Source organism: Sodalis sp. RH15 (assembly GCF_047324255.1).
In the GTDB taxonomy this organism is placed as follows: Bacteria; Pseudomonadota; Gammaproteobacteria; order Enterobacterales; family Enterobacteriaceae; genus Acerihabitans; species Acerihabitans ligni.
This window is the reverse complement of sequence record NZ_CP178738.1, coordinates 808,363-828,704: the sequence shown is the minus strand read 5'-3', so window position 1 is coordinate 828,704 and position 20,342 is coordinate 808,363. Positions and strand designations below refer to the sequence as shown.

Annotated in this window: 20 protein-coding genes; 10 read left to right on the top strand and 10 right to left on the bottom strand. The window is 56.1% G+C overall.

Annotation, left to right across the window (positions count from 1 at the left end; genetic code table 11):
* The first annotated feature begins 4 nt into the window (after positions 1-4).
* From ACL2XO_RS03765 to araD, 3 genes are read left to right on the top strand one after another with little or no spacing between them, the layout of a single operon-like run.
* Positions 5-1,486, top strand: a complete 1,482-nt coding sequence (locus ACL2XO_RS03765; RefSeq protein WP_413742208.1) for an FGGY-family carbohydrate kinase — start codon at positions 5-7, stop codon at positions 1,484-1,486.
* A complete protein-coding gene (locus ACL2XO_RS03760; protein WP_132923680.1) occupies positions 1,479-2,366 on the top strand; it encodes an L-ribulose-5-phosphate 3-epimerase in 888 nt (295 codons plus the stop codon). Before ACL2XO_RS03765 ends, ACL2XO_RS03760 begins: the two co-directional genes overlap by 8 nt.
* Positions 2,360-3,052 carry an L-ribulose-5-phosphate 4-epimerase gene (gene araD / locus ACL2XO_RS03755; protein ID WP_413726457.1) on the top strand — a complete coding sequence of 231 codons (693 nt, stop codon included), beginning with the start codon at positions 2,360-2,362 and terminating at the stop codon, positions 3,050-3,052. The genes ACL2XO_RS03760 and araD overlap by 7 nt, the downstream gene beginning before the upstream one ends.
* A gap of 224 nt (positions 3,053-3,276) precedes the next feature.
* Here araD and ACL2XO_RS03750 read toward each other — a convergent pair whose 3' ends face one another.
* Positions 3,277-4,278, bottom strand: a complete 1,002-nt coding sequence (locus ACL2XO_RS03750; RefSeq protein WP_413742207.1) for a LacI family DNA-binding transcriptional regulator — start codon at positions 4,276-4,278, stop codon at positions 3,277-3,279.
* A gap of 262 nt (positions 4,279-4,540) precedes the next feature.
* Here ACL2XO_RS03750 and ACL2XO_RS03745 point away from each other — a divergent pair, with 262 nt between their 5' ends.
* Positions 4,541-4,759: a protein SlyX gene (locus ACL2XO_RS03745; protein WP_203522957.1), complete on the top strand. Its 219-nt coding sequence runs from the start codon at positions 4,541-4,543 to the stop codon at positions 4,757-4,759.
* Between the two features lie 231 nt (positions 4,760-4,990).
* On the opposite strand, the gene slyD is transcribed toward ACL2XO_RS03745, so the two are convergent.
* From slyD to kefG, 4 genes are all read right to left on the bottom strand, one after another.
* A complete protein-coding gene (gene slyD / locus ACL2XO_RS03740) occupies positions 4,991-5,569 on the bottom strand; it encodes a peptidylprolyl isomerase (RefSeq protein ID WP_132923684.1) in 579 nt (192 codons plus the stop codon).
* Between the two features lie 94 nt (positions 5,570-5,663).
* Positions 5,664-5,867: a YheV family putative zinc ribbon protein gene (locus ACL2XO_RS03735; RefSeq protein WP_413726455.1), complete on the bottom strand. Its 204-nt coding sequence runs from the start codon at positions 5,865-5,867 to the stop codon at positions 5,664-5,666.
* Positions 5,857-7,695, bottom strand: a complete 1,839-nt coding sequence (kefB, locus tag ACL2XO_RS03730) for a glutathione-regulated potassium-efflux system protein KefB (protein WP_243701471.1) — start codon at positions 7,693-7,695, stop codon at positions 5,857-5,859. Before kefB ends, ACL2XO_RS03735 begins: the two co-directional genes overlap by 11 nt.
* Positions 7,688-8,248 (bottom strand): glutathione-regulated potassium-efflux system ancillary protein KefG, encoded by a 561-nt coding sequence (gene kefG / locus ACL2XO_RS03725; RefSeq protein ID WP_165934291.1) that lies wholly within the window; start codon positions 8,246-8,248, stop codon positions 7,688-7,690. The genes kefB and kefG overlap by 8 nt, the downstream gene beginning before the upstream one ends.
* 133 nt (positions 8,249-8,381) lie before the next feature.
* On the opposite strand from kefG, the gene ACL2XO_RS03720 reads away from it, so the two are divergent.
* Positions 8,382-10,304, top strand: coding sequence for an ABC transporter ATP-binding protein (locus ACL2XO_RS03720; RefSeq protein WP_413742206.1), 1,923 nt, complete (start codon positions 8,382-8,384; stop codon positions 10,302-10,304).
* Between the two features lie 334 nt (positions 10,305-10,638).
* Here ACL2XO_RS03720 and ACL2XO_RS03715 read toward each other — a convergent pair whose 3' ends face one another.
* Positions 10,639-11,241 carry a LysE family translocator gene (locus tag ACL2XO_RS03715; RefSeq protein WP_132923689.1) on the bottom strand — a complete coding sequence of 201 codons (603 nt, stop codon included), beginning with the start codon at positions 11,239-11,241 and terminating at the stop codon, positions 10,639-10,641.
* Positions 11,242-11,364: 123 nt separating this feature from the next.
* Between ACL2XO_RS03715 and ACL2XO_RS03710 the strand changes: the two genes are divergently transcribed.
* Positions 11,365-11,586: a YheU family protein gene (locus ACL2XO_RS03710; RefSeq protein WP_132927897.1), complete on the top strand. Its 222-nt coding sequence runs from the start codon at positions 11,365-11,367 to the stop codon at positions 11,584-11,586.
* 165 nt (positions 11,587-11,751) lie between these two features.
* Positions 11,752-12,621: a phosphoribulokinase gene (locus ACL2XO_RS03705; RefSeq protein ID WP_203522960.1), complete on the top strand. Its 870-nt coding sequence runs from the start codon at positions 11,752-11,754 to the stop codon at positions 12,619-12,621.
* A 46-nt stretch (positions 12,622-12,667) separates the two neighbouring features.
* On the opposite strand, the gene ACL2XO_RS03700 is transcribed toward ACL2XO_RS03705, so the two are convergent.
* On the bottom strand, positions 12,668-13,075 hold the full coding sequence (locus ACL2XO_RS03700) for an OsmC family protein (RefSeq protein WP_132923691.1): 408 nt from the start codon (positions 13,073-13,075) through the stop codon (positions 12,668-12,670).
* A gap of 314 nt (positions 13,076-13,389) precedes the next feature.
* On the opposite strand from ACL2XO_RS03700, the gene crp reads away from it, so the two are divergent.
* Positions 13,390-14,022 (top strand): cAMP-activated global transcriptional regulator CRP, encoded by a 633-nt coding sequence (gene crp / locus ACL2XO_RS03695; RefSeq protein WP_034895576.1) that lies wholly within the window; start codon positions 13,390-13,392, stop codon positions 14,020-14,022.
* Between the two features lie 51 nt (positions 14,023-14,073).
* On the top strand, positions 14,074-16,155 hold the full coding sequence (locus ACL2XO_RS03690; protein WP_132927898.1) for a YccS/YhfK family putative transporter: 2,082 nt from the start codon (positions 14,074-14,076) through the stop codon (positions 16,153-16,155).
* A 97-nt stretch (positions 16,156-16,252) separates the two neighbouring features.
* On the opposite strand, the gene argD is transcribed toward ACL2XO_RS03690, so the two are convergent.
* On the bottom strand, positions 16,253-17,473 hold the full coding sequence (gene argD, locus ACL2XO_RS03685) for a bifunctional acetylornithine/succinyldiaminopimelate transaminase (protein WP_132923692.1): 1,221 nt from the start codon (positions 17,471-17,473) through the stop codon (positions 16,253-16,255).
* A 161-nt stretch (positions 17,474-17,634) separates the two neighbouring features.
* Positions 17,635-18,210 (bottom strand): aminodeoxychorismate synthase component II, encoded by a 576-nt coding sequence (locus tag ACL2XO_RS03680; protein WP_203522961.1) that lies wholly within the window; start codon positions 18,208-18,210, stop codon positions 17,635-17,637.
* A 308-nt stretch (positions 18,211-18,518) separates the two neighbouring features.
* Between ACL2XO_RS03680 and ACL2XO_RS03675 the strand changes: the two genes are divergently transcribed.
* A complete protein-coding gene (locus ACL2XO_RS03675) occupies positions 18,519-19,418 on the top strand; it encodes a LysR family transcriptional regulator (RefSeq protein ID WP_413742205.1) in 900 nt (299 codons plus the stop codon).
* Here the strand turns inward: ACL2XO_RS03675 and ACL2XO_RS03670 are convergent.
* On the bottom strand, positions 19,415-20,182 hold the full coding sequence (locus tag ACL2XO_RS03670; RefSeq protein WP_132923694.1) for an SDR family NAD(P)-dependent oxidoreductase: 768 nt from the start codon (positions 20,180-20,182) through the stop codon (positions 19,415-19,417). The two genes, ACL2XO_RS03675 and ACL2XO_RS03670, sit on opposite strands and share 4 nt — an antisense overlap.
* Positions 20,183-20,342: the final 160 nt, after the last annotated feature.

Below are 20,342 nucleotides of genomic sequence, written 5' to 3'. Positions count from 1 at the left end.
CCCTATGGCCTGTTTTCTAGGCATTGACATCGGCGGGACGGTCACCAAGGCCGGTTTATATAGCGCCGATGGGCATGAGATAGGCGTGGCCGAACGCGACGCCGAGGTGTTATCGCCGCAGCCGGGTTTTACCGAACGGGATATGGGAGAACTTTGGCAAACGGTATGCAGCGTTGTCCGGCAGGTGATTGGGGATAGCGGAGTGAACCCCGCCGACATCCTCGGCGTCAGCTTCTCCTCTCACGGCAAGGGGCTCTACGCTATCGATCATGAAGGCCGCCCGGTACGCAACGGCATCATCTCATCCGATACCCGGGCGCTGGCGCTGGTGCAGCAGTGGCAGAAACAGGGTATCGACCGCCTTACCTACCCCCGCGGACTGCAACAGCTGTGGACCGCGCATCCGGCCACCCTGCTGCGCTGGCTGAAAATCAACGAACCGGAAAACTACGACCGTATTTCGTCGGTGCTGATGGTGCACGATTACGTCCGCTACCGCTTGACCGGCGTCATTGCGGCGGAAGTGACCAATATCTCCGGCAGCAATCTCTATAACCAGCATACACGCGACTATGACCCGCAGCTGATGGAGGATTTCGGCATCAGTGAAGTGCGCCATAAAACCGCCCCGGTGGTAGGCTCCGCCGAGCAGACCGGGTCGGTAACGGAGCCCGCGGCCCAAGCCTGCGGGCTGGCCGCCGGCACGCCGGTCTACGGCGGTTTGTTTGACGTGGTGGCATCGGCGGTGTGTTCCGGCGTGTGCGATAACCAGACCCTCAGCGCCGTGGCCGGCACCTGGTCCATCGCTACCTGCGTCACCGACAGCATTATCCCGGCGGAGTATCCCTATGTCTGGGGGAGCTACTGTGTACCGGGAAAGTATTTCGTGCACGAGGGCAGTCCGACATCGGCGGCCAATCTGGCCTGGTTTATGCGTAATTTCTGCGGCGACGAAGAGACCCCTTTCCAGCAGTTTGATCAATGGGTGGCCGAACGCAGCGGGCATGATACGGAAATCGTGTTCCTGCCCTATCTGTTCGGTTCCAATTACAGCCTCAATCTGGCGGGGGGATTGGTGGGAATGCGGTCCCATCATGAAAAAGCGGACATTATCTACGCCCTCTACGAAGGCATTGTGTTTTCCCATCTCCTACACCAGGATCGTATTTTGCAGCTCAATCCGCAGGTCAAACGCATCCGCATCACCGGCGGGCCGACCCATTCTCCGGTATGGATGCAGATGTTCGCCGATGCCGGCAACTTGCCGCTGGATGTCATTGATATCAAGCAAAGCGGCTGTCGCGCCGCGGCATTATGCGCCGCCGTCGGCCGGGGATATTATGCCGATTTCGCCGCGGCCATCGCCGCAACCCAGCCTGAGGTCCGGACCTATACACCGCAACGGGACGCCCATCTGCAGCTGCGCCGGCAAATGGCCCGCTACCTTGATACCGCCAAGGCGTTAAGCGAGGTGAGTTATGCTTGATAACGACGGCAAGCCGGCGGATAAAAGGATTTGCCTGGGTATCTATGAAAAAGCCCTGCCTTTGCAGCTGGACTGGCCGCAGCGCCTGGATACCGCCCGGGACCTGGGATTTGATTTCCTGGAAATCTCCATTGATGAACAGCCGGAGCGGCAGCGGCGCCTGGATTGGGATCGGCGGGAACGCCTGGCGTTTACCCAGGCCAAATTGGACAGCGGCGTGGCGGTGCCCAGCATGTGCCTGTCGGCCCATCGCCGTTTCCCATTCGGCAGCCGGGACGGCATTATCCGCCAACGGGCCTATCAGCTGATGGAGAAAGCGCTGGCGCTGGCGGTGGATCTCGGCATCAGGAATATCCAGCTGGCGGGCTATGATGTCTATTATGAACCTTCCGATCGCCATACCCGGGCGCGGTTTATCGACGGCATTCACTGGGCGGTGGAACAGGCGGCCAAGGCGCAAGTGATGCTGTCCATTGAGGTAATGGATACGACGTTTATCAATAGCATCAGCAAGTGGCTGGAGTTCGACCAACTCATTCAAAACCCCTGGTTTACCGTGTATCCCGATCTTGGCAATCTCAGCGCCTGGGGCAATAACGTGGCGGGGGAATTGACCAAAGGCATTAATAAGATCACTGCCATCCACCTTAAAGACACCTCGCCGGTGACGCCGGATTCGCCGGGCAAATTTCGCGATGTGCCCTTCGGCGACGGCTGTGTGGATTTTGTTAATGCCTTCGAGACTCTTCGGGAACTGGACTATCGCGGCCCCTATCTGCTGGAGATGTGGGCACGGGGCAAAACGGACGACATCGATCGGGTGCGTTATGCCAAAACCTGGATTGAGCAGCAGATGCGGCTGGGGGGGTTAGCATGTTGAATGACCTGAAACAGCAAGTGCTGGCGGCCAACCTGAGCCTGCCGACATATGGACTGGTGACGTTTACCTGGGGAAATGTGTCTGCTATCGACCGTCAACAGGGATTGGTCGTCATCAAGCCTTCCGGCATCGATTATGCCGACATGACGGCGGAAGACCTGGTGGTGGTGGATTTAACGGGCCGAATCGTCGAAGGGCGCCGGAGGCCTTCGTCTGACACTGCAACCCATCTGGTGCTGTATCAGCATTTTCCGGAGATTGGCGCCGTGGTGCATACCCACAGCCGCTATGCCACCGTCTGGTCGCAGGCCGGACGCCCCATCCCGGCGCTGGGCACCACCCACGGGGATTATTTTTACGGCGAGATTCCCTGCACCGGGCCGTTAAGCCGGCAGGAAATAGAAGGAGACTACGAACGGGAAACCGGCGAACTGATCGTGCGGACGTTCCGGCGGCAACAATGCTCACCAGGGGAGATGCCCGGCGTGCTGGTGCTTTCCCACGGCCCTTTCGCCTGGGGAAAAGATGCCGCCAACGCGGTACACAATGCGGTGGTGCTGGAGGAAGTGGCCGCCATGGCGCTGTTTACCTGCCAATTGGCGCCGGCCATCGCGCCAATGCAAACCGACCTGTTAAATAAGCATTTTCTGCGCAAGCACGGAAAAAACGCCTATTACGGTCAATAACAATATTTGCCGAACGGCGCTGGCGCCGACGGAAAGTGATTATTCACCCTTAACAGGGAGAGGAACATTATACCCGAACTCATCCGATATATACCCGCCATACTTCAAGTTACAAGTGCGTTGGCAATACTCGGCCCCTCCATGGGCCTCGCCCCTTCGGGGCCGCTGCAAGCAGCGTTGCCGCCTTCCTGCAACTCTAATTATCTAGGGTATAGATTTACGGCTTAAACGGTCAGTTCGCCGGGAACATATTCACGCAGCGGCGCCTGCATATTTTTTGGCTTCTCAATGAGCTTGAATAATATCTCCGCCGCTTTTTCTCCCAGTAATACCGTATTGTGATATATACCTGGGATCCGCTGACCATAGGATTCACAATAAGGAGGAGTATCGATGGAAAAAAATTTAATCTGATTATAAATATTAAGCTGGTTGCAAATCGACATAGCGCCTAAGGTAATAATGCCATTCAGGCCAACAATATATTGAGGCCATCGTTCTTTGTCTGACAGTAAATTACGCAGAGCCTGCTCCTGGGAATCGAATTTATAATCCCCATATATTATTTCCACCTCTTTATTATTGCCGATCAATGCTCCCATGATACCGGCCGTACGATCTTTGGTGATCTCCGAATCCTCTGGCCCCCCGACGATCAGCAGGCGCTGCTCCGGCTGCTCCGCCAGAAAGCGGCCGGCGCGCACGCCGATTTCGATATTATTCAGGAATACGCCGCTCAGTTTTTTTCCGTAGATATCGCGGTCGATAAGCACCAAGGGAATTCGATAAACGTCCGCCAGATCCAGGTAAGCCGGAGAATATGCTTTATCATCACGCACGGCGGAAAGCAATATCCCGCAGGCCTGGTAACTAAACAGGGTTTGAATAGCCAACTTCTCCGCCGCTTCGCTGTCATCAGTATCAAATAACATTATCTGATAGCCTTTATTCCTGGCGATTCTTGATACGGTCTGGATCAGGTGTGAATAAAAGGGATTATAGGTACTGCTGGTTACCACGCCGATAATACGGCTGCTGTTTTTTTTCAACCCTTGCGCAAATGCATTGGGTACATAATTAAGCTCCTTGGCGATGGAAAGTATTTTTTCCCGCGTCTCGGATTTAACTAAATGGGGTTGATTAAACACGCGCGAAACCGTGATATTGGTGACATTTGCGCGCCGCGCTATATCAATAATGGTTGAATTGGCGTTTTCTTTTTTCACCTGCAATCCTAAATCCCTGCTATCAATATAGACCCTGTTTTCCATTGTAGGGAAGCCAGGACGATAGCGCTACTTTTATTAGCGCCAACGCCCAGATTCCCCCGCCCCGCCCCCCCTTCCCTCCCCCGCCTGTTTATCGCCTACCGCAGCGGGTCAAGAAACCAAGTGGCTTAAGCGCTCCGCAAGACAGGCTTAGGACGGGCAATGGAGACGTTTTATCGTTAGAATAGGGTGGGTCAAGGGTAGCACTGAGGAAAACATCATGGAATTATCACAATTCGAACAACGGCTGGAGTTGCTGGAAGGCCGACTGGCTTTTCAGGAAGTCACCATAGAAGAATTAAACCAAACCGTCGTAGCCCATGAGCGGGATATCAGCCGCCTGCAGGAACTGCTGCGCTTATTGTCCGAGAAGCTGCGCACGCAGCAAACCTCGATGATCGCCTCACAGTCGGAAGAGACGCCCCCGCCGCACTATTGATTATCATTGCGCATGGCGGTTAGCTCTCTAACACCAGAGGTCAAATGAGCGTGTTAAAGGGAAACCGCGCTGGTGGGGTCGAATCGGGCATGGTTTTCCTGCCCGACCGAGCGCCCCACAGCACGGTAAGCCCGCGTTCGCCGATCGTGCAACAATCGTGTTAAAGGGAAACCGTGCCGGTGGGGTCGAATCGGGCATGGTTTTTCTGGCCGGCGGCAGCCGGCCCCTCCCTTAATGACAGCCGCAGCCGCCTTTACCGTCGCAACCGCCGCCTTCATGGTCGTGACCATGTCCGCCGCAGCAGTCATCGCCATGCTCATGATCGTGCTCATGATGATGATCGTGTTCGCCGTGGACATGTCCGTGCTCAAGCTCTTCAGCGGTGGCTTCGCGGATGGCCAGCACTTCCACATTGAAATTGAGGTTTTGGCCGGCCAGCATGTGATTGCCGTCCACCACCACATGATCGCCGTCGACTTCGGTAATTTCCACCGGAACCGGGCCTTGATCGGTCTCAGCCAAAAAGCGCATGCCGACTTCCAGCTCTTCCACGCCCATAAACACATCCTTGGGAACTCGCTGAACCAGGTTTTCGTCATAATGGCCGTAGGCGTCATTGGCGGTAATATGCACGTCGAAATGATCACCGACGTCATGTCCTTCCAATGCTTTTTCCAGGCCGGAAATCAGTGAACCATAACCATGCAGATAGTCCAACGGCGCACTCACCGGAGACTCATCGACCAAAACGCCATCTTCTGTACGTACCTGATAGGCCAGACTGACCACCAGATCTTTTGAAACTTTCATGATATCTCCTACCGTTGGAAACTAAACTGGCGCAGATTCTAACGAAAAAATGCACGTATGTATCCTTCAGCTTAAAAAAACCTGACCGTGAAGGCTACTCCGGATGGAAAATACCGATAATGTGCTCCGGGAGCGGCCTTTTCTCCGCGTTTGTTCCGTCAGTTTGCTGCTGGGTGAAACCGCATTTCACACAGATAAAGCTCTCGACATCGTTATCACTCCACAGGGCCAGAGTATCCTTGCTTTGGCAGTGAGGGCATACCGCGCCGGCAATAAAGCGTTTACGCTTAACCGTCATAAGGTTTATCTCCCTGTTGATCGTCATCTTCCCAACCGTTTAGCTGCCAGCGTTCCTTCATCATTTCCCGTTGGAAAATATCCTCCAGCTCGCGCCGGGATTCCTTGACGCGGGATATCTGCGCCAAATCCCCCTGCATCTGCGGCATCAGCTCCCGCAGCATCCGCACATCGAGCCGGCGAAAATGCTGCTGCGCACGATGGGCCTGGTGGGGATGCATGCCCAGTTCCAGCAGTGCCTTGCGGCCCAGATCCAGAGCGCTGGCAAAGGTCTCACGGGAAAAATGAGTCACGCCGGCCTGCAATAATTCATGGGCCTCTACACGGCCGCGGGCGCGCGCCAGGATTTTCAAATGGGGAAAATGCTGCTGGCACAAATGCACTACCGCCATGTTCGCCTCCGGGGTATTGGCGGTCACCACAATCGCCTGGGCCTTTTCCGCGCCGGCGGCGCGAAGCAGTTCAAGCTCCGTGGCATCGCCGTAATACACCTTATAACCATAGCTGCGCATCAGGCTGACCACACTGATATCCCTCTCAAGCACCGTGATGCGCATTTTATTGGCCATCAGCAGCCGCCCCACGACCTGACCGAAACGGCCGAAACCGACAATAATCACCTGCGGCTCGTCGTCGTTCACGAACGGCTTTTCGTCATGCTCCTCCTGGGCGTTATAGCGGCGGGTCAGAATGCCGTCGATAAGCTTCATCAGCAGCGGCGTGGTGATCATCGACAGGGTTACGGTCACCAGCAGCAGCGACAGCTGATCCGGCGACAGGATTTTCTGCGCCCCCGCCGCGGAGAACAGCACAAAGGCAAATTCACCGCCCTGGCTCAGCACCCCGGCGAATTGCAACCGGACCGAACGACGCAAACCGAAAATGCGCGCCAGAATATACAGTACCGTTCCCTTCAGCAGCACCAGTATCGCCAGACCGGCCAAGACCTGCAGCACATGGACATACAGGACGCCCAGATTGAGCGCCATGCCCACCGAGATGAAAAACAGCCCCAGCAGCAAGCCTTTGAACGGCTCAATGGCGATTTCCAGCTCGTGGCGGTATTCGCTTTCAGCCAGCAGTACCCCGGCGATAAAGGTCCCGAGCGCCATGGAGGCGCCCAGCATATCCATGAACAGCGCCGCTCCCAGCACCAGCAGCAGCGCGGCGGCGGTAAAGACTTCCCGCACGTTGGCGGCGGCGATATAGCGAAACAGCGGGCGCAACAGGTAACGGCCGCCCACCAGCATGACGAAAAACGCCGCCACCTTCATGCCGATCTTCGTCCAATCGCTGGGTACGCCGCTGCCGCCGCTGAGGAAAGGAATGACCGCCAGCGCCGGTATTACCGCCATATCCTGAAACAGCAACACCGAAAATCCGAGCTGGCCGCCTTCATTGCGGTTCATGCCTTTGTCGCGCATAAGCTGCAGCGCGATAGCGGTTGAGGACATGGCCAAACCGATGCCGCCGATAAGCGCCGATTGCCATGAGGCGTGGGTCAGCAGCAAGACGGTGCCCAGTAAAACGGCGGTAATGACAAGCTGCGCCGTGCCGAGCCCGAAAATGGAACGCCGCAATTCCCATAATTTGCCGGGGTTCAGCTCCAGACCGATGATAAACATCAGGAACACCACCCCCAGTTCAGAGAAGTGCAGGATTTCATCCACGTCGCGGATAAAACCCAGACCCCAGGGGCCGATGGCGATACCCGCCGCCAGATAGCCTATTACCGCGCCGATGCCCAGGCGCTGGGCAATGGGCACCGCCACCACGGCGGCAAACAGGAACAGCACGACGGCGGTTAAAAATGACGGACTGCTACCCAAGACGCTGCCCTCTTTCCTGCACCGGCTCATTAAGCCAGCGCGCATACGCATCGGCATGACGCATCAAGGCGTCATGGGTTTGCCGTCTGGCCCAGTAAACCACCAAGGGCGACACCCATTGCATGCGACACAGGGTCGCGGCCAGTTCAAAGGGACGCAGAACCTCTTCCATGGTAGTGCGGTTATATCCCAAATGCTGATAAGCAGTTTCCGGCTCGCCGGTGGTAATGACCGACCGCCAATACTTTCCGGTCAGGGCATTGCCGCCGATGCCGCTGGCGAAGCCCCGCGTCAATACACGGTCGAGCCACTCCTTGAGCAGCGCCGGGCAACTATAAGTATAAAGGGGATGCTGGAACACGATCACCTGATGCTCTCGCAACAATTGCTGTTCATAATGAATATCGATAAAAAAATCCGGATAATGCGCGTAAAGATCATGTACGGTGACATGCGCCAGGGGCGATGCCGCCTGCAGCAAAATCCGGTTGGCAACCGAATCCTGCGATTCGGGATGGGCATACAGCAACAAAACTTTGGGTGGTTGTGTAATCAATTCCCCTCCAAAGCGTCGTCAGGGCGCGGGTTTTCCGCTACCATGCTCCGCGAAGTCGAAAACCAGGACGTTTCACTCTGGCTTGCATTCAATAATGTCAATTTAACATACTCTCAAACTATGGCGCTTTATGATTGTCTTCTCATCTGTGCAAATTCGTCGCGGTACCCGGGTACTGCTTGATAATGCGACCGCCACGGTAAACCCGGGGCAAAAAGTCGGGCTGGTGGGCAAAAACGGCTGCGGCAAATCAACCCTTTTGGCATTGTTGAAACATGAACTCAGCGCCGATGCCGGCAATGTCACTTACCCGGCCAACTGGTCCCTGGCCTGGGTAAACCAGGAAACGCCCGCGCTGGACGAACCGGCTATAGACTATGTTATCGACGGCGATCGGGAATATCGTCAGTTGGAATCCGAATTACAGCTGGCCAACGAAAAAAATGACGGTCACGCCATCGCCACGCTGCATGGCAAACTGGATGTCATCGACGCCTGGACCATACGGCCACGCGCATCCAGCCTGCTGCACGGCCTGGGTTTCAGCCAGGAACAGCTGCAAAAACCGGTGAGCGATTTTTCCGGCGGCTGGCGGATGCGCCTTAATCTGGCGCAGGCGCTGATCTGCCGTTCCGATTTGCTGCTGCTGGATGAACCCACCAACCATCTGGATCTTGATGCGGTCATGTGGCTGGAAAAGTGGCTGAAAAATTACAACGGCACGCTGATCCTGATTTCCCATGACCGGGACTTCCTCGATCCCGTCGTCAATAAGATACTCCATATCGAACAGCAGTCATTGAACGAATATACCGGTAATTATTCCTCTTTTGAGCTGCAACGTGTGACCAAACTGGCGCAACAGCAGTCCCTTTATCAGCATCAGCAGGAAAAAGTGGCGCACCTGCAGCATTACATCGACCGCTTTCGCGCCAAAGCCACCAAATCCCGCCAGGCGCAGAGCCGGATTAAAATGCTGGAACGCATGGAGCTTATTGCTCCGGCCCATGTGGATAATCCGTTCCAATTCCGGTTTCGCGACCCGGAAAGCCTGCCCAATCCATTACTGACGATGGAAAAGGTCAGCGCCGGCTATGGCGATCGCACTGTCCTGAATTCCATCAAGTTTAACCTGGTGCCCGGTTCGCGCATCGGGCTGCTGGGACGCAACGGCGCCGGTAAATCAACGCTTATCAAACTGCTGGCCGGTACGCTGGAGCCTCAGTCGGGCAGGGTCTCCCTGGCCAAAGGCATCAAGCTCGGCTATTTCGCCCAGCATCAGCTTGAGTTCCTACGGGCCGACGAATCGCCGCTGCAGCATATGAACCGGATGGCGCCGCAGGAGTATGAGCAGGCGTTGCGGGATTATCTCGGCGGATTTGGTTTTCAGGGTGATAAGGTCACCGAGCGTACGGAACGGTTCTCCGGCGGCGAGAAAGCCCGGCTGGTGCTGGCGCTGATCGTCTGGCAGCGCCCTAACCTGCTGTTGCTGGATGAGCCCACCAACCATCTGGATCTGGATATGCGCCAGGCGCTCACCGAGGCGCTGATTGACTTTGAGGGCGCCCTGGTAGTGGTATCCCATGACCGGCATTTGCTGCGTTCCACCACCGACGATTTCTATCTGGTTCATGACGGGCTGGTAGAGCCCTTCGAGGGAGACCTGGAGGATTACCAGCAATGGCTGGCGGACCAGCAGCGCCAGGCGGCGCAGGGCGCCGACGGCCGCGAGGATATTCCCGCCTCCGCCAATAACGCCCAGTCCAGAAAGGACCAAAAGCGGCGCGAAGCCGAGTTCCGCAGCCAAACCCAGCCGCTGCGCAAATCCATCGAACGCCACGAAAAAGCGCTGGAAACCCTGGGCAGCGAACTGGCGAAAGTGGAAGCCGAGCTGGCGGATTCAGCGCTGTACGATATCGCCCGTAAAGGAGATCTCGCCGCCTGTCTGCAGCGCCAGGCCCAGGTAAAATCCCAATTGGAACAGGCGGAAACAGCGTGGCTGGATGCCCAGGAACAGCTTGAAACCCTGATAAAAGAGTTTGAAGGGGAATAGCCCTTTATAGTCAACCGCCAGCACCGAAGCCGCACCGGGCGTGTTAAAGGGAGACCGCGCCAGCACCGAAGCCGCACCGAGCGTGTTCAAGGGAGACCGCGCCAATGAGGTCGAAGCGGACGTGGTTTTCCCGCCCGCCGGAGCGCCTCATGGCACGGTAGGCCCGCGATCACCGGCGCGTGAACCGAACGTGTTCAAGGGAGACCGCGCCAATGAGGTCGAAGCGGGCGTGGTTTTCCCGCCCGCCGAAGCGCCTCATGGCACGGTAGGCCCGCGATCGCCGGCGCGTGAACCTAGCGTGTTAAAGGAAGACCGCAAAAATTGCGCGGCCTTATCAGCGCCAAATCAACAGCACGCAGGCCGCAGTAAGCAATCCCATGGCGACATTAAATACCGTCCAGGCGCGTTTACTGCTGAGCAAACGGCCGATAAGCGTACCAAAGCCGAGCCAAATAGTCCCGGAAACGATATTCACCGTCACAATACCAATACTGATGGCCCCCACCGAAGTAATATAGGCATTACCCGTCAGGCTGAAACTGGCTACAGCCCCCAGCGCCATCAACCAGGCTTTGGGATTCAGGAACTGCAGCAGTCCGCCCTGGTAAAACGGAATGGGGCGTGGCGGCGGCGCATCCGTCTCCAATGTTTCATACGCCGCGGTGGCAATCTTCCAGGCTAACCACAGCAGATAAAGGGAACCGGCCACTTTGAGCATAAAATGCAATGACGGATACAGGGTAATTAAACCGCCGATACCGAAAGCCACCAATAGCAATATGCACTGCATCCCGAGCATAATACCCAGCATCAACGGCATTGAACGCCAAAAACCGAAATTCGCGCCGGAAGCGGTAAGCAGCATATTATTAGGACCGGGCGTAATGGCAGCGACCCAAAGAAAACCCAACATTGAAAGAAAAAGACTCGGTTCCACGTTTCGGGGGCTCCCCTCCCTTTAATGAAGGTAAGAAACTAACAGCGCGCTTGTATCCGCACAAGGCTTTGCTGGTGAAATTTCCTCAAGGCATTGAATCATTAACAAACTGGACATAACATGATGATTATTCCGTGGGAAGAAATCGACTCCGACACCCTGTATAACCTGCTTGAATCCTTTGTCTTGCGAGAAGGCACCGATTACGGCGAACAGGAAAAGACATTGGAGGCCAAAGTCGCCGATGTCAAACGTCAACTGATAAGCGGCGAAGCGGTAGTGGTATGGTCGGAACTGCATGAGACCATCAATATTATGCCCCGCGGCCAGTTTCATCCGGAATAACGCAAATTGGCCCTGCGCCGCTAAACATGATAACAATAATCAAGTCTTTCATGCCGGGCGCATGTGAATCTACCCGTCATACTTCAAGTTGCAGGTGCGTCCGCTTTCCTGCAACCTGAGTTATTGAGGGTATCACGCCGTCATATAACGAAGCGTAGGGTTACCATGTCAGCACAACATCCCATTATTGCCGTTACCGGCTCCAGCGGCGCCGGCACCACCACCACCAGTCTGGCTTTCCGTAAAATTTTTCACCAGTTGAATATTCACGCCGCCGAGCTGGAAGGGGACAGTTTCCACCATTTTACCCGTCCGGAAATGGACATGGCCATTCGCAAGGCCCGCGATCTCGGGCGACATATCAGCTATTTCGGGCCGGAAGCCAATGACTTCGGCCTATTGGAACACACCTTCCTGCAGTATGGGCTCACCGGCCACGGCAAAGCGCGAAAATATCTGCACACCTATGACGAAGCCGTTCCCTACAATCAGATTCCCGGCACCTTTACTCCCTGGCAGCCGCTGCCGGAGCCGACGGATGTGCTGTTTTACGAGGGGCTGCACGGCGGGGTGGTTACCGACCACCATAATGTGGCGCAGCATGTGGATCTCCTGGTGGGTGTAGTACCCATCGTCAACCTGGAATGGATACAAAAGCTGGTGCGCGATACCAGCGAACGCGGACACTCCCGGGAAGCGGTGATGGATTCCGTGGTGCGATCGATGGAAGACTATATCAACTACATCACACCGCAATTTTCCCGTACCCATATCAATTTTCAACGGGTTCCCACGGTGGACACGTCCAACCCCTTTGCCGCCAAGGCCATCCCTTCGCTGGACGAAAGCTTTGTGGTAATTCACTTTCGCGGCCTGGATCATATCGACTTTCCCTATCTGCTGGCGATGCTGCAGGGGTCGTTTATTTCCAATATCAATACGCTGGTGGTACCGGGAGGGAAAATGGGGCTGGCGATGGAACTGATCATGGGACCATTGGTAAAGCAGCTACTGGAAGGCAAACGCATTGAATAAACCGGGCGCGGCCGGAGCGTCGCGCCCGCGGTAACGCATCCGTCATTCAGGACGGCAAACGCACTTCAAAACTATGGGTAACGTTCACGGATTTGCCGAGCATCAAAGACACCGAGCAATACTTTTCCGCTGACAGCTCCACCGCCCTTTCGACGATTTTGTCGGTGAGCCCCGTGCCGGAAACTATGAAGTGTAAATTAATATGGGTAAATAACCTCGGCGCTTCGTCGCGGCGTTCAGAGGTCAGCTTGACTTCGCAATCACGCACATCCTGACGCCCTTTTTGCAGAATCGATACCACGTCGATGGCGCTGCACCCCCCAGCCGCCATAAGTACCATTTCCATTGGGCTGGGCGCTTTTTCCCCTGCGTTGCCATCCATCAAAATCTGGTGGCCGGAGGCGGATTCACCTATAAAAGACAGACCTTCGACCCATTTTACTCGTGCTTGCATTATGATGACTCCAGATAAAAAGTTTTTCCTGCACCCTACATTTTTATTGGAAAGGTGGCAATGTTACCTAACATACTTCATGCTGATGCAAGACAACAGAAGACACTGCTTCAAACCTATGCTAAAAACAAGGCTGGATCGACCTCATGATAATGAAAGGGCAAGAGAGCGATCGGAACATCACTAAAACCAGACCCTAATAAGTTCCCTAACGTCGCTCCGTTTACAACGGAGATGGATCGATAAAACAGCGCCGTAATAGGGAATACGATGTCCTGAACAAGGACAGCGATGACAAAAGAGGATAACAGCGAATGGTTCTCGGCAAACCGCAAACAGACCCGACTCTCGAATGGTTCCTGTCTCATTGCCATATTCACAAGTATCCATCGAAGAGTACGCTAATACATCAAGGCGAAAAAGCTGAAACACTTTACTACATCGTCAAAGGCGCCGTCGCGGTGCTGATAAAAGATGAAGAAGGTAAAGAGATGATCTTGTCCTACCTTAACCAGGGGGATTTTATCGGGGAATTGGGCTTATTCGAAGAAGGCCAGGAGCGCAGCGCCTGGGTTCGTGCGAAAACCGCTTGTGAAGTGGCTGAAATTTCTTATAAAAAATTCCGGCAACTGATTCAGGTGAATCCGGATATCCTGATGCGTCTGTCGGCGCAGATGGCCAGCCGCTTGCAGGTCACCTCGGAAAAAGTCGGTAATCTGGCGTTTCTCGACGTCACGGGACGTATCGCGCAAACCTTGCTTAATCTGGCGAAACAACCCGACGCCATGACCCACCCCGACGGCATGCAAATCAAGATTACCCGCCAGGAAATCGGCCAGATTGTCGGCTGTTCCCGTGAAACGGTGGGCCGTATTCTGAAAATGCTGGAAGATCAAAATCTCATCTCCGCACACGGCAAGACCATTGTCGTTTACGGTACGCGTTAAACGTTAATCAAACAGGCGTGGTACTCTGTGCCACGCCTGCTTGTTGGCAGCATGTGGCGTCGACTGATCTATCACCCCGAAGTCAACTATGCCTTGCGGCAAACCATCGTGCTTTGCCTGCCGGTGGCGATAGGGCTATTGTTCGGCAGCCTGCAGAACGGCCTGCTGTTCTCCCTGGTGCCCGCCTGTTGCAACATCGCCGGCCTGGATACCCTGCATAAACGCTTTTTTAAACGCCTGGCCATCGGCGGTACGCTGTTCGCCGTCAGCAGCGTACTGATCCAGTGGCTGCTCTTTGTACACGTACCCTTGCCCTTTATCATGGTGGGCCTGGCGCTGGTGCTGGGCGTCACCGGTGAAATCAGTCCGTTGCACGGGCGGTTATTACCCGCCTCCCTTATCGCCGCCATTTTTACCCTCGGCCTGACCGGCAACGCCCCGGTGTGGATCCCGCCGCTGCTGTATATCGCCGGTACCGCCTGGTACGGGCTGTTTACCGGCCTGTGGTTCCGATGGCTTAAAGAGCAGCCGATGCGGGAAACCCTCAGCCTGCTCTATAGAGAGCTCGCGGATTATATCGAGGCGAAATACAGCCTGCTGACCCAGCATACCGACCCGGAAACCGCCCTGCCGCCGCTGTTTGCCCGGCAGCAGCGGGTGATTGATCTGATTGCGCAAATTTACCAGCAGCTGCATATGCTGTCGGCCAACCATCAGCTTCAGTACAAACGTCTGCTGCGGACATTTCAGGTGGCTCTGGACCTGCAAGAGCATATCGCCGTCAGTTTGCATCAGCCGGACGAAGTGCAGAAGCTGGTGGAGCAGAGTCACGCTGAAGCGGTGATCCGCTATAATGCCCAATTGATTGCCGCCCGGCTGCGGGTGGTAGCGGACGATATTCTTTATCATCGGTTATCGGGCCGTTTCACCATGGCGGAAGCCCTGTCGGCGGTGGAAAAAATTGCCCAGCGAAATCCGGATAATCCGGTGGGGCAATTTTGTTTTTATCACTTCAGCCGCATCGCCCGGCTGCTCAGGACGCAACGTCCGCTCTACCGGCGGGATATCATGGCGGATAACCAGCAACGGCTCTCTTTCTGGCAGGCGCTGCGCAGCTACTGTTCGCTCAAATCCATGGCGCTGCGCAACGCCGCCCGGCTGGGCATTATGCTGGCCATCGGCAGCAGCCTGGGACTGGTGTTCAACCTGCCTAAACCCTACTGGATTCTGATGACGGTGATGTTTGTCAGCCAGAACGGCTATAACGCCACCCGGGTACGTATCCAGCATCGGGCGCTGGGAACCTTGGCCGGCCTGGTTATCGCCGCCGCGACCCTGCAGCTCCATCTGGGGGACGGCACGGTTTTATTGTTTATGCTGGTGGTGACCCTGGCGGCTTACCTGGTTTTGCGGAAAAATTACGGCCTGGCGATGACCGGCTTCACCGTAACCGCCGTTTACACCCTGCAGCTATTGTCCCTGAACGGTACGCATTTTCTGGTACCGCGGCTGGTGGATACCCTGATCGGATGCATGCTGGCGTTCGGCGGTACGCTCTGGCTGTGGCCGCAGTGGCAAAGCGGCCTGCTGCGCAAAAACGCCCATCAGGCGCTGGAAAGGGATCAGGACGCATTGCGTCTGTTATTACAGGCGAATCCGGAGCCGGCGGCGCTGGCCTATGCCCGTATGCGGGCCAACCAGGCCCATAACGCCCTGTTCACCTCACTAAGCCAGGCCATGCAGGAGCCCGGTTTCAACTCCCGCTACCTCATCGATATGCGCCTATGGGTGACCCATAGCCAGTTTATTATTGAGCATATCAATGCCATGACGATACTGGCGCGGGATCACTACATGCTGACGCCAATGCTGGCGGAAAAATACCTGACCGCCTGCGAGGTGGCGCTGCAAACCTGCCAGCAACGGCTGGAATACGATGGTCCGAGCAGCGAACAGCCGGTACTGGCCACCGCCGGCGATACGCCGGAGCAGCCGGGCACCCCGATGGAACGCCATCTGCGGCGTATCCTGTTCCATTTGGGAGTCATGCATACCATCTCGTCGGTTGCCTGGCGCCAGCGACCGCAGCACGGCCGCTGGCTATCGCGGCGATTGGGGGAAAATGCCCAATAGCCGCCGATAATGGCGGCTGAGCGTGTTGGCAAAGTGCCCGGTCGAGAAAGGCGGTTTGATAAGTGAACCGTCCGCGCCAGGCTCTTTCTCAGTGAGCTCAGCCGGCGGTAACCTGGGCCACCGCCTGTTCAAACCTGGCCATTCCCTGATCGATATCGTCAAATTCCACCACCAGCGACGGGGCGAAACGCACCACGTCCGGGCCGGCGTTCAGGATCATCAGACCGTTGGCGGCGCTGGCATGAAGGAATTCCCGTGCCCGGCCGTGATAGCCGGGTTTCAGCGCGGCGCCAATCAGCAAGCCCATGCCCCGAATTTCTTCGAACACATGATAGCGGTCGTTAATCTTCTGCAGCGCGCTGAAAAACCTGTCATGCCGTTCATTGATTCCCGCCAGCACCGCCGGCTGGTTAATGACGTCCAGCGCCGCCTCGGCCACCGCGCAGGCCAGCGGATTGCCGCCATAGGTGGTGCCGTGGGTTCCCACCGCCATCACCGACGAAATCTCCTCGGTAGTAAGCATGGCGCTGATGGGGAAACCGCCTCCCAGCGCTTTGGCGGTGGTGAGAATATCCGGCAGGACACCATAATGCATATAAGTGAATAACTTACCGGTCCGGCCCATACCGCACTGCACTTCGTCCATCACCAGCAGGGCCTGGTATTGATCGCACAGATCCCTAAGCCCCTGCAGGAATTCCGGCGTGGCCGGCGTGATCCCGCCCTCGCCCTGTATCGGCTCAACCACCACCGCGCAGGTATGATCGTCCATCACCGCTTTTACCGCCGCCAAATCGTTGAACGGCACGTGGACGATATCACCGGGTTTCGGTCCGAAACCATCGGAATATTTGGGTTGGCCGCCCACCGTGACGGTAAAGAGCGTACGGCCGTGAAAGGCGTTGTGGAACGCGATGATTTTGGTTTTATAAGGGCTGTGGCGGGTGATGGCATAATGACGGGCCAGCTTAAAGGCGGCTTCGTTGGCTTCACCTCCCGAATTGGCGAAGAAGACCCTATCGGCAAAGGTGGCATCGATAAGTTTGCGCGCCAGCCGCAGCGCCGGTTCATTGGTAAAGACATTACTGGTGTGCCACAGGGTTTCACCCTGGCTTTTCAGCGCCGCCACCAGCGCCGGATGGCAATGGCCCAGGGCGGTCACGGCGATACCGCCGGAGAAATCAATGTACTCCTTGCCTTCCTGGTCCCATACCCGGCTGCCTTTGCCTCTGACGGGAATAAATTGAGCAGGTGCATAAACTGGCAAAATGACCTGATCAAACGTTTCCCTGGTTACCGCGTCATCATGTGTTTTCATAAGCTTTTTACTCTATCCGCCGCAAAAGATAAATGAAATTATAATCATAAAATATGAATAAAAAATCACTTCAATGCAATCTTTTATCGCCGTTCAACGGCAAAAAATTATATCCGCTACCGACGCCGGGCCGGTTGAAGCATTCGCGGCGGGCCATCGGCTTACATCGCCAGGAAATTCGCCAGCAACCGATGTCCCTGTTCGCTGAGAATGCTCTCAGGATGAAACTGTACACCTTCAAGGGGCAAGGTACGATGACGGATGCCCATGATTTCATCGTGAACGCCTTCTTGCAGGCTCCAGGCGGAAACCTCCAGGCAGGGCGGCAAACCGGCGGTCTCCACCACCAGCGAATGGTAGCGGGTCATGGTCAAATCCGCGGGCAACCCGGCGAAAACCCCCCGGCCGTCATGGACGATAGGTGAGGTCTTACCGTGCATAACCTGCTTTGCCCGCACAACGCGGGCGCCGAATACCTGCGCTATGGCCTGGTGGCCGAGGCAAACCCCCAAAACCGGTATCTTGCCGGCAAAATGCGCAATGGCCGCCATGGAGATGCCTGACTCGTCAGGGGTACCGGGGCCGGGAGAAATCACCAGCCTCTCGGGCGCCATACGGTCGATATCGTCCAGTTGCACCTCATCGTGGCGTTTAACCTCTACATGTGCGCCCAGTTCGCAGAAATATTGGTACAGGTTATAGGTAAAGGAATCATAGTTATCGATGATCAGCAACATGGTAAGGGTGGCCTATTTTTACCGGTTGTTCAGGCAGGAAAATGAAGAAATGGGTCAGCTTGTCCCACGCATCGGGATTTCAGCCAAGTATAACGTGCTCCATATCCCGCTGTCGAACATCGGGCGGGGGGATTCACCGGCTTTAGCGTGAGGCAAATCGAGCCTTGGCGCGGCGCGCGTACCTATTCTGGGACAGAAGGTCAAAACCAGAGGTCAGGCATCGGATATCTGAAGTCAAATAATGGAATAGCGGAATAAAAGGCCGTATATTGCTCATAATTGACTTAATTAGTGAGCAAAGTTCCTGAATGACCACCATCATGGAAAAGACCACCGGACTTGTCGCCTTTGTCCGCACGGTCCAAAACGGCTCCTTTGCCAGCGCGGGACGTATTATCGGGGCCAGTCCCTCGGCCGTCTCCAAAAGCGTGGCCCGTCTCGAAGGGCGCCTGGGGGTGAGGCTATTTCAACGGTCAACCCGGACACTGAGGCTGACGGTGGAAGGCACGGATTATTATGAACGGGTGGCGCCTTTGCTGCAGGCAATGGAAGAAGCGGAAAATCATGTCCAGTCCAACGAGACACCGCAGGGCCTTATCCGCATCAGCGTGCCGGTTTTGGTGGGACGCGTGCTGATGGCGCGGTGGGTGGCGAAATTTGTCCTTCTCTATCCACGCCTTAAATTCGATCTCGACGTCACCGATCGAAACGTCGATATCATCCGGGAAGGATTTGATCTCGCCTTGCGTATCGGCGCCCTGCCGGATTCCGGGCTGAATGCCCGCTTACTGGGCTATACCGATCATATTTTGGCCGCGTCGCCGGCATACCTGAAGCGCCGCGGCGCTCCCCTTGCCCTTGACGATCTGCAACATCACGACTGCCTGCGTTTCCTTATTGCGGGACGTCCCTTCCCCTACGCGTTTGCCGGCGGCACCTCCATCATCCCCGACGGTCCTCTCGATACCAGCGACGGCGCCACGCTTCGCCAGGCCGCCGTCGAGGGGATGGGGATTATTCAAATCCCCCGGTTCGCGGTCGCCGACGACATCGCGGCCGGAACGTTGATCCACGTCCTGCCCGGGTTTCCCATGCTGGTATCCCCTATCCACGCGCTGCATCCCTTTGGCCGCCAACTGCCGATCCGTGCCCGGCTGTTCGTGGATTTTCTGGTGGAACAATTCCGTGAAAAGGATACGGCATCCTAGGCGTTCCAGCCGCCATCGACGGTAAGATTTTCGCCGTTGGTATAAGAGGCGTCCGGGTGAGCCAGATAAGCGACGGCGGCGGCTATCTCTTTCACCTTGCCGAAACGGCCGACGCTTGTGAGCTTGACCATGGCGTCATATTCCGGCGTGCCGGGGTTCGGACTCAGCTCGGTGTCGATGGGACCGGGCTGGACGCCGTTAACCGTAATGCCCATTGGACCGAGCTCACGGGAAAGACCTTTGGTAAAACCGGACAGGGCGAACTTGGTGGCGATATAGAGAGTCACGCCGGGCAGCGGCGCGGCTTCGCCAAACGCCGAGCTGATGTTGATGATGCGTCCCCAGCCCGTTTTCGCCATGCGCCTGCCGGCATCTTTGGCCAAGGCCATGGGCGCACGGACATTCAAATTGAAATGATTGTCGTAGCTTTGGTCGGACGTTTCGAGAAACGGGCCGTACTCCACCGTGCCGGCGTTATTCACCAGGATATCAAGACGACCGTTGAATTTACCGCTGAAAGCGCCATCGACGGCGGCAATGAGGGTAGCTATTCCCTTAGGGTCGCCGAGATCGGCGCCAACCGCTTCCGCTTCGCCGCCGGCGGCGCGGATTTCATTAACCACCGCCTCGGCGCGTTCCCGGCCGGCGGCATAGGTAATGATGACCGATGCGCCGTCGGCCGCCAGACGGGCCGCCACCGCGGCGCCGATACCACGGGAAGAACCCGTGACCAGGGCGAGTTTATTGCTAAGTGGTTTAGACATGCTTGAATCCTTAAGGTTAAGAGACGGGGAGTGCTCCCCGTCTGCTGTATGGTTTACGGATTCAGTATTGGCCTTTCCCAAATGTCCCGGTAGTGCCATTCCATTCGCTTCATTCGTGAATAAAGTTCGCGAATAACGCCAGCAGGCTTTCCAGCTCGTG